At 61.1% G+C, this 9,116-nt stretch carries 7 protein-coding genes and 2 pseudogenes; 7 read left to right on the forward strand and 2 right to left on the reverse strand.

The window, feature by feature from the left end:
• From EOD15_RS21830 to EOD15_RS21855, 6 genes and pseudogenes are all read left to right on the forward strand, one after another.
• A pseudogene (locus EOD15_RS21830) lies at positions 1-708 on the forward strand (hypothetical protein); the annotation flags it as partial.
• A gap of 71 nt (positions 709-779) precedes the next feature.
• Positions 780-1,154, forward strand: a complete 375-nt coding sequence (crcB, locus tag EOD15_RS21835) for a fluoride efflux transporter CrcB (protein ID WP_127321610.1) — start codon at positions 780-782, stop codon at positions 1,152-1,154.
• Positions 1,155-1,217: 63 nt separating this feature from the next.
• The gene (locus EOD15_RS21840; RefSeq protein ID WP_127271590.1) at positions 1,218-2,198 is read left to right on the forward strand and encodes an RluA family pseudouridine synthase; all 981 of its coding nucleotides are present in this window, start codon (positions 1,218-1,220) and stop codon (positions 2,196-2,198) included.
• A 47-nt stretch (positions 2,199-2,245) separates the two neighbouring features.
• The gene (locus EOD15_RS21845; RefSeq protein ID WP_164748929.1) at positions 2,246-3,118 is read left to right on the forward strand and encodes a DMT family transporter; all 873 of its coding nucleotides are present in this window, start codon (positions 2,246-2,248) and stop codon (positions 3,116-3,118) included.
• Between the two features lie 12 nt (positions 3,119-3,130).
• Positions 3,131-3,922, forward strand: coding sequence for an ATP12 family chaperone protein (locus EOD15_RS21850; RefSeq protein ID WP_127321608.1), 792 nt, complete (start codon positions 3,131-3,133; stop codon positions 3,920-3,922).
• Between the two features lie 190 nt (positions 3,923-4,112).
• Entirely contained in the window at positions 4,113-6,002 is a 1,890-nt protein-coding gene (locus EOD15_RS21855; RefSeq protein ID WP_127321607.1) for an MFS transporter, read from the forward strand.
• Between the two features lie 96 nt (positions 6,003-6,098).
• Here the strand turns inward: EOD15_RS21855 and EOD15_RS21860 are convergent, their stop codons facing one another.
• Positions 6,099-6,296, reverse strand: coding sequence for a DUF2735 domain-containing protein (locus EOD15_RS21860; RefSeq protein ID WP_127321606.1), 198 nt, complete (start codon positions 6,294-6,296; stop codon positions 6,099-6,101).
• A gap of 316 nt (positions 6,297-6,612) precedes the next feature.
• Here EOD15_RS21860 and EOD15_RS21865 point away from each other — a divergent pair, with 316 nt between their 5' ends.
• A complete protein-coding gene (locus EOD15_RS21865) occupies positions 6,613-7,653 on the forward strand; it encodes a glutamine synthetase beta-grasp domain-containing protein (RefSeq protein ID WP_127260164.1) in 1,041 nt (346 codons plus the stop codon).
• Positions 7,654-8,395: 742 nt separating this feature from the next.
• Here EOD15_RS21865 and glnA read toward each other — a convergent pair.
• Positions 8,396-9,116 (reverse strand): annotated as a pseudogene (gene glnA, locus EOD15_RS21875) (glutamine synthetase); the annotation flags it as partial.

Here is a 9,116-nt window from a genome sequence, read left to right on the forward strand (position 1 = left end):
CTCTTCACCCGCATGCAGGACCCGGATCGCCATCATTCGGTGCCGGTATTTCTTTGGCTCTTTCCTGCCTACGCCCAGGCAATCGTTGCGATCGTTTCGATGCCGGCACTGAGATCGCGATGGTCGAACGCCGCGATAGCCGTTGCCGCCGGGCTGGCGTTTTTCGGTACTTTTTTCCCGACTGGCCGCCAGGTTCTGTCGCCGATCAGCTACGTCTTTGCCAGGGAAGCCACGCTCCCGCTGCACCTCGACAATCTTCCAGAATACAGGCGCCTTATCGATGACCTTCTTGGAAAGATGGGACCTGGGGACCGGTTGTCGGTGTTTGCATCCAGCGGGATCATGAGCGATTCATTGCTGTATGAAATGGACAAGGACCTTTACCCTCGCATCGAGTGGGCTTGTCAGGTCGATAGTCGCGATCGATTCAGACCGGCGGCGTTGAAGTCCAAATACGTTGTCGTGACCGACCCGCCCGTTATCCATCTGCAGCAGGGCGCGCAGCTCTGTGTCTCGATACCGGACCAATACATCGTCGACGGCAAAGGCATTGGCGCAGCATACAGGCGCATAGCGGCTTACCAGCTGTCCGGCGACGTCAAGGGCTACCTCTACGAACAGGTGCGCCCTATCGGCAAAACGGAGGTCGATGACCTCTATAACGAGTTCAGGAAAAAATATCCGGGATGGGCAACGCCTGAGTGGTGAGCTCGATCTGCGTGCGGTTGCGCCCGCAACGAGGGATTGACGGGGCAGCCGTGCGAGGGCAGTAAACGGTCATGTTCAATCTGCTTCTCGTCGTCGTCGGTGGCGGCATCGGCGCCGGAATTCGTCACCTTACCAACATCGGCGCGCTGCGTTTTGTCGGCCCCAGCTACCCCTGGGGCACGATGGCCATCAACATCATAGGCTCCTTTGCCATGGGGCTGTTCATCGCCTCCATGATGCGCCGTGGCGGATCGAACGAGGTCAGGCTGTTCGTTGCTACCGGCATTCTCGGCGGCTTCACCACCTTCTCAGCCTTTTCGCTTGACTTCGCGACGCTGTGGGAGCGGGGAGCCACGCTGCCTGCACTGGCTTATGCCCTTGCCAGCGTCATTGGCGCCATTATCGCCCTGTTTCTGGGACTTTGGCTCGCAAGAAGCCTGCCTTAGTGCTATTGCCGCGCCAAGAACAGGCCGAGCTTCGCTCGGGAAACGGATAAGCGACAAAAAAACATGGCAGGCGTTGAACAGATCACGGTGGAGGCCGGCGAGGCGGGCATGCGGCTCGACCGCTGGTTCAAGACCCATTTCCCGGGCCTTGGTTTCGGCCATTTGCAGAAGCTTCTGCGCTCCGGCCAGATCCGCGTCGATGGCGGCCGGGTCAAGGCCGACACCCGTGTCGAGCCCGGCCAGATGGTTCGCGTCCCACCGCTCGAGGTCGACAAGAAGGGCGAGAGTGCACTGACCGGCCACTCGATCCGCAACCAGGGCGATGCCGATGTCCTGTCGAAAATGCTGATCCATGAAGATCCCAAGGTTTTCGTCTTCAACAAGCCGGCGGGCCTTGCGGTGCAGGGCGGCTCGGGCGTCACCCGCAATGTCGACGACATGCTGGAGGCCTGGCGCAGCCAGAAGGGCGAGAAGCCCAGACTGGTTCACAGGCTCGACCGCGACACTTCGGGTGTTCTGGTCGTCGCCCGCACCCGGCTGGCCGCCATGAAGCTCTCGGAAGCGTTTCGCGCCCGCGAGACCAAGAAGACCTATTGGGCGCTGGTCAAGGGCGTGCCGCCCAAGCGCGAGGACAAGATCTCGACCTGGCTGATCAAGGAGCCGACGCCGGACGGTGACCGCGTGCGTGTCGCCGCGCATGGCGAAAAGGGCGCCGATCACGCCGTCTCCTACTACCGCATCATCGAGCAGGCTGCGCAGACGATGACCTGGCTTGAAATGGAGCCCTATACGGGCCGCACCCACCAGCTTCGTGTCCACGCCGCCTACATCGGCTGCCCGATCCTGGGCGATCCGAAATATTTCGAGGCCGACACCAACTGGGACTTTCCAGGGGGCATTCAAAACCGCCTGCATCTGCACGCCCGCCGCATCATCATTCCGCATCCCGACAAGGGCGTCATCGATGTCACCGCGCCAATGCCGCCGCACATGCGCCAGAGCTGGAACCTGATCGGCTTCGACGACGCCAGCGCGGAGGACTGATCGTGAGCGGCGCCAATGACGCGCTCGACCGGCGCGACACGGTCGACATGGCCGCCGCCGCCATCATGGTCGGGCTGACCTTTTCCTGGGGGTTGAATTACGTCGCCGCCAAGATCTCCTACGCCGGCTATGACCCGGTCTTCCTGTCGATCGCGCGCTCGATCATCGGCGGCCTATGTGTCTTTGCCTGGTGCCGGTGGCGCGGCATCGCGCTTTTCACGCGCGACGGGACCTTGCTCGCCGGCATCGTGGTTGGCGCGCTTTTCGGCATCGAGTTCCTTTGCCTTTATGTCGGCCTGGAGCATACGACCGTTGCCCGCAACACGCTGCTGGTCAACACGATGCCGTTCTGGATGCTGCTCGGCGGCCATTTCCTGCTCGGTGAGCAGATCACATTGAGGAAATTCCTTGGCCTGCTGCTGGCCTTTGCCGGCCTTGTCGCGGTGTTTTCCGACAAGCTTGGCGGCGGCGGAGACATGCTGTTCGGCGATCTGCTGAGCCTCGGCTCCGGATTCTTCTGGGCTTTGACCAACATCCTCATCAAGCGGTCGAAGCTGGTCGAGGCGAGCGCCGAGAAGCTTCTGCTTTACCAACTCGCCGGGGCAGCGATCGTCGGCATATTGGTGCTGCCTCTCGCCGGCCCGCCCGTTCGCGACCCGACCGTGCTGCCGACCTTGGCGCTGCTCTTCCAGGCTGTCTACATCGTCGCCTTCACCTATGTGCTGTGGTTCTGGCTGTTGCGGCGCTATCCGGCGTCAGGCCTGTCCAGTTTCACTTTCCTGTCGCCGGTTTTCGGCGTGCTGTGCGGCGCCATGTTCTTGAATGAGCCGCTGACCATGCGCATTTTCCTGGCACTTGGCCTGATTGCCGCCGGCCTGATCATCGTCAACCGGCCAGTGCGCAAGCTGACGCCGGTGTAAGAGAGACCTTCTATGCGTGACATCCTCAACGACCTTGAAGCGGGCAAATATCTTTCGGATCCGGATCCGGTGCGCCGCGCCCAAATCCAGATGAAGACGTCTCTGCCGAAGCGCTTCTACAAGATCGTCTCGGTCGCGCCGGTCGAAGGCGGCTTTGCCGTGCATCTCGACGGCAAGCCGGTGCGCACGCCGGGCAAGGCGCTGCTGGCAGTGCCTACCGAGGCGGCAGCCGCGCTCGTCGCCGACGAGTTCGCCACCCAAAGCGAGACCATCAATCCGGTGACCATGCCGGTGATGCGGCTTGTGAACACCGCCATCGATGGCGTCGCCAGCGACCCGCAGGCGGTGCTGGAAGACATTCTGCGCTTCGCCTCGTCCGATCTGCTCTGTTACCGCGCCGACGCGCCGCAAGGGCTGGTGGAGCGGCAGAACCAGCATTGGGACTCGGTGATAGACTGGGCGAGGGGAACACTTGGGGTGCGCTTCAATCTCGCCGAGGGGATCATCCATGTCGAGCAGCCGCGTGAGACCATCGCGGTGCTGGGCAGCCATCTTGCCCAGCGAACAGAGCCGCTGCGTCTCGCCGCCATCCATGTGATGACGTCGCTCACAGGTTCGGCGCTGCTTGCGCTGGCTGTCGATTTCGGCGAGATCGACGCTGAGGCTGCATGGGCCGCGGCTCATGTCGACGAGGACTGGCAGATCGAGCATTGGGGGCAGGACGCCGAAGCCGTTGCCCGCCGCGCGGCTCGCAAGCACGACATGATGGCTGCTGTCGGCCTGCTGGAAGCGCTCAAGGGCTAAGGGTTTCACAGCTCGCCCGGTTTCATCCCGCAGCGCACCTAATACCAAAGTCATAATCCCAAAGACGCGCTGCCTTTGGCGGGCGCTTTCTGTCATTTTTCCCGAATGGCTGTCGTTGAGTCCGTGCTCGGAGGAGAACGCGGACGGTGTCGCGCAGCATCGAGAACGGGTCTCACGGGAGGATAACGAAATGGCAATAGCATCGACCGCCGGCGGAGCAAGCCGCGCCATGACGCGGGAGGAGAAGAAAGTCATCTTCGCTTCCTCGCTCGGCACCGTTTTCGAATGGTATGATTTCTATCTCTACGGCTCGCTGGCAGTGTTCATTGGTTCGACCTTTTTCAGTCCAGCCATCCCGGAAGCGACCCGCAATATCTTCGCGCTGCTGGCTTTCGCTGCCGGCTTCCTGGTGCGCCCGTTCGGCGCATTGCTGTTCGGCCGCATCGGCGATCTTGTCGGCCGTAAATATACCTTCCTCGTCACCATGACGATCATGGGCCTGTCGACCTTCCTGGTCGGCTTGCTGCCTGGCTATGCGACCTTGGGCATCGCCGCTCCGGTGATCCTGATCATCCTGCGCATGCTGCAGGGCCTGGCACTGGGTGGCGAATATGGCGGCGCGGCCACTTACGTCGCCGAACATGCGCCGGACAACCGGCGCGGCTACTATACCTCGTGGATCCAGACCACGGCGACGCTGGGCCTGTTCCTGTCGCTGGTTGTGATCCTGATCGTACAGGCTTCATTGAGCAAGGAAAACTATGCTGCCTGGGGCTGGCGTATTCCGTTCCTCGTATCCTTCCTGCTGCTAGGCATCTCGATCTGGATCCGGCTTTCGCTTTCCGAATCGCCGACCTTCCAGCGCATGAAGGATGAGGGCAAGGGCTCCAAGGCGCCGCTGACGGAAGCCTTCGGCCAATGGAAGAACGCCAAGATCGCACTGCTGGCGCTGCTAGGCCTCACCGCCGGTCAGGCCGTGGTCTGGTACAATGGCCAGTTCTACGCGCTGTTCTTCCTGACCAACGTGCTCAAGGTCGACGCGCAGTCGGTCAACATCATGATCGCGATCGCCCTGGCAGTAGGCTCGATCTTCTTCGTCGTCTTTGGCTGGCTCTCCGACAAGATCGGCCGCAAGCCGATCATCATGGCGGGCCTTGCCTTAGCGATTGTATGCACCTTCCCGCTGTTCAAGGCACTGACCTGGGCTGCCAATCCGGCGCTTGCCACAGCCCAGCAGAACACGCGGGCGACGGTGACGGCCGCACCTGGAGATTGCAAGTTCCAGTTCAATCCGGTGGGTACCGCGAAGTTCACGACATCCTGCGATATCGCGACCTCGTTCCTGACCAAGAACTCGGTTCCCTATGACGTCGTGTCGACGGCCGCCGCCGGCACACCCGCATCTGTCAAGATCGGCAACGAGACGGTCGAGTCCTATGACGCCATCGCCGCCGGCGATCAGGCCAAGGCCAAGGAAGCCGCCTTCATCAAGGCCGTCAACATGTCGCTGCAGGACGGCGGCTATCCGCTGAAGCGCGCGGCAGCCAAGGTTGCGGACCAGAAGCTCGATGCGTTTGTTGCCGCCAACCCGGAACTGAAGCTGGACGCCGCTGCCATCCGTGCCGGTGAGAAGGCGACGGTGCCGATCGACCAGGCAGTCAAGGACAAGCTGCTGACCACCGACGAGGCGGCGGGCGCACCCGAAGTCACCGTCTACAACATTCCGGGTGGTGGCGCGTTCGCCATGTTCGCCGATCCTGCAGCAGTGAACTGGCCAATGACGATCGGCATCCTGTTCATCCTGGTGCTGTTCGTGACCATGGTCTACGGGCCGATCGCGGCGATCCTGGTCGAGATGTTCCCGACCCGCATTCGCTACACCGGCATGTCGTTGCCCTATCACATCGGCAATGGCTGGTTCGGCGGCCTGCTGCCGGCAACCGTGTTCGCGCTCAGCGCCTACAAGGGCGACATCTACTATGGCCTTTGGTATCCGGTGGTGATCGCGGCGATAACGCTGGTCATCGGCATGATCTTCGTCAAGGATACGCTCGGCACCGACCTGCACGCCAAGGAGTAGGCAGGCCCGGTGTTCAAAAGAAAGCCCGGCGCGAGCAATCGCGCCGGGCTTTCTCTTTTCAGGCCAATTCGTTGGCGAGGGCTGCTGCGCTTTGTGTCAGCTCTTGCGGCCCCGGGTCTCATCCTCGATGGCTGCCTCATGGTACCAGCCGTCGCCGAAGTCTGCGCGGGCACCACGCAGCGAGGCAATCTCTGCCGCAAACTTAGCCTTGCCGCTCAAATTTGAGGCAGCGGCGCGCGCTGCCGCCGGGAACATCAAAATCTTGGCCGACGGTCGTGTGGAAATGATTTCCATTGCCGGGTTCCTTTCTTCTGCCGAACCTTCTCGATTCAACTTGATCCGAAGATAAGGTCTGCAATCAAGTTAGGCAATATGCCTATGAAAAGATCAGTAATTGCATACTATTTGTGCAAAGAACGACTGTGATTGATCCGAGCGCATCGCTTAGGCGGCTCACCGACTTCGAGTGAATGCCGGGTCAATTTTGCCGCACCCTCCACACCAAGAATGGCACACGAATTGCGTTTCAAGGATGCGGCAGGCCGGCTGCTGACGGCAGACGCATGTCGACGCCGTTCAGTGTTCGGTGATCAAGCAACGAGAGGCTAGAATGACGAAATACAAGCTCGAGTATATCTGGCTCGATGGATATACCCCGGTCCCCAACCTTCGCGGCAAGACGCAGATCAAGGAATTCGCCGAATTCCCTGATCTCGAGCAGTTGCCGCTGTGGGGCTTCGATGGTTCCTCGACCCAGCAGGCCGAGGGGCACAGCTCCGATTGCGTGCTGAAGCCGGTTGCGGTCTATCCGGATCCCGCCCGTACCAACGGCGTGCTGGTCATGTGCGAAGTCATGATGCCCGATGGCGTCACGCCGCATGCCTCCAACAAGCGCGCCACCATCCTCGATGACGAGGGCGCCTGGTTCGGCTTCGAGCAGGAATATTTCTTCTACAAGGACGGCCGGCCGCTCGGCTTCCCCGAGAGCGGCTATCCCGCACCCCAGGGTCCGTACTACACCGGCGTCGGCTATTCCAATGTCGGCTCCGTTGCGCGCCAGATCGTCGAGGAGCATCTCGACCTCTGCCTCGCCGCCGGCATCAACCACGAAGGCATCAACGCCGAAGTGGCCAAGGGCCAGTGGGAATTCCAGATTTTCGGCAAGGGCTCCAAGAAAGCCGCCGACCAGATGTGGATGGCCCGCTATTTGATGCAGCGCCTGACCGAGAAGTACGGCATCGACATTGAATACCATTGCAAGCCGCTCGGCGACACCGACTGGAACGGCTCGGGCATGCACGCCAATTTCTCGACCGCCTATATGCGCGAAGTCGGCGGCAAGGCCTATTTCGAAGCGCTGATGGCGGCCTTCGACAAGAACCTGATGGATCACATCGCCGTCTACGGCCCGGACAACGACAAGCGTTTGACCGGCAAGCACGAGACCGCGCCGTGGAACCGGTTCAGCTATGGCATTGCCGACCGTGGCGCCTCGATCCGCGTGCCGCATTCCTTCATCAAGAGCGACTACAAGGGTTATCTGGAAGACCGCCGTCCGAACTCGCAGGGCGACCCCTACCAGATCGCCTCGCAGATCCTGAAGACGATCGCCTCGGTTCCGGCAAGCGCTCAGGTTTCGGCCGCCGCGTAAGCGTTTCGGACTGCATGACAAGATGACCCCGGCGTTTCGCGCCGGGGTTCTTTTTTGGCCGTTACCCGGCTGACGGCATTCCTGGTAAAACATACCCAGAAAAAGTCAGGGAATTCACGCGGTCGCAAATCGCCCGGAAGTTCTGGCCGCAGCCATGTGAGCCTCCGGCGATCACTCCCTATAAAGCCCGGAAAAGCGCCTTTTCCAGCCCTTATCTGGGGCAATGGACCTTCCATAAGCATCTGTTCATACAGCAGAATCGGTCATTCGCGGCCCGGCTTGCAGCGTTGACAGATCACGCTACGGCATGCGTATTCGCAGGCCTTGGGGTTACGTCACGCAATGCTGTTCGGATGGGCGGGGTTTTCTGAACGGCGGCATTGGCGTGGGCGCCGGACGAGCGGTCACTGTAGCCTGAGACAGTGCTCCGCTCGCTCCTGGCTCCAACGTTGGCGACCGACCGGCCGCCTTGATCTTCACCGGACATCGCCGAGTAGTGATTGAAGTCACCGGACCGACGCGCTCAGGCCGGCCGCTCCGATGGACCGTGGGTCCAGAATCCAGGCATCGTATGATCGTCGAAGACGAAAGACCAATATGGCTGTCCATGCGTGGCTGCCGCGCAGGCGAGACATGCCGGTCGGCTGGCAATTCCTATTGGAGCGCAGCAAAAAGCCCTTGAAAGAGGGAAGTCTTTCAAGGGCTTGGTTGTTATGGCGTATCTTAGTCTGAGATTGAAGGCTCAGACAGAGTAATACATATCGTATTCGACCGGATGCGGGGTCATTTCGAAGCGCATCACTTCGGCCATCTTCAGCTCGATGTAGCTGTCGATCTGGTCGTCGTCGAAGACGCCGCCGGCTTTCAGGAAGCCGCGGTCCTTGTCGAGGCTTTGCAGGGCTTCGCGCAGCGAGCCGCAGACGGTCGGGATCTTCTTCAGTTCCTTCGGCGGCAGGTCGTAGAGATCCTTGTCCATCGGCTGGCCGGGATGGATCTTGTTCTTGATACCGTCGAGGCCGGCCATCAGCAGCGCGGAGAAAGCGAGGTAGGGGTTCGCGCCCGGATCGGGGAAGCGGACCTCGACGCGCTTGGCCTTCGGCGACGAGCCGAACGGGATACGGCAGGACGCCGAGCGGTTGCGCGCCGAATAGGCGAGCAGAACCGGCGCTTCGTAACCCGGCACCAGGCGCTTGTAGGAATTGGTCAGCGGGTTGGTGAAGGCGTTGATCGCCTTGGCATGCTTGATGACGCCGCCGATGAAGAACAGGCAGCTTTCCGACAGACCGGCATATTCATTGCCGGCGAAGGTCGGCTTGCCGTTCTTCCAGATCGACATGTGGACGTGCATGCCCGAGCCGTTGTCGCCGAAGATCGGCTTCGGCATGAAGGTCGCCGTCTTGCCGTAGGCATTGGCGACCTGGTGCACGACATATTTGTAGATCAGCATCTTGTCGGCGTTGCGT

The sequence above is a fragment of the Mesorhizobium sp. M7A.T.Ca.US.000.02.2.1 genome (genome assembly GCF_003996995.1).
Lineage (GTDB): Bacteria > Pseudomonadota > Alphaproteobacteria > Rhizobiales > Rhizobiaceae > Mesorhizobium.

Coding starts and splice junctions, on each gene's coding strand:
- crcB (WP_127321610.1), top strand. CDS start 780: ATGTTCAATCTGCTTCTCGTCGTCGTCGGTGGCGGCATCGGCGCCGGA.
- EOD15_RS21840 (WP_127271590.1), top strand. CDS start 1,218: ATGGCAGGCGTTGAACAGATCACGGTGGAGGCCGGCGAGGCGGGCATG.
- EOD15_RS21845 (WP_164748929.1), top strand. CDS start 2,246: ATGGCCGCCGCCGCCATCATGGTCGGGCTGACCTTTTCCTGGGGGTTG.
- EOD15_RS21850 (WP_127321608.1), top strand. CDS start 3,131: ATGCGTGACATCCTCAACGACCTTGAAGCGGGCAAATATCTTTCGGAT.
- EOD15_RS21855 (WP_127321607.1), top strand. CDS start 4,113: ATGGCAATAGCATCGACCGCCGGCGGAGCAAGCCGCGCCATGACGCGG.
- EOD15_RS21860 (WP_127321606.1), bottom strand. CDS start 6,296: ATGGAAATCATTTCCACACGACCGTCGGCCAAGATTTTGATGTTCCCG.
- EOD15_RS21865 (WP_127260164.1), top strand. CDS start 6,613: ATGACGAAATACAAGCTCGAGTATATCTGGCTCGATGGATATACCCCG.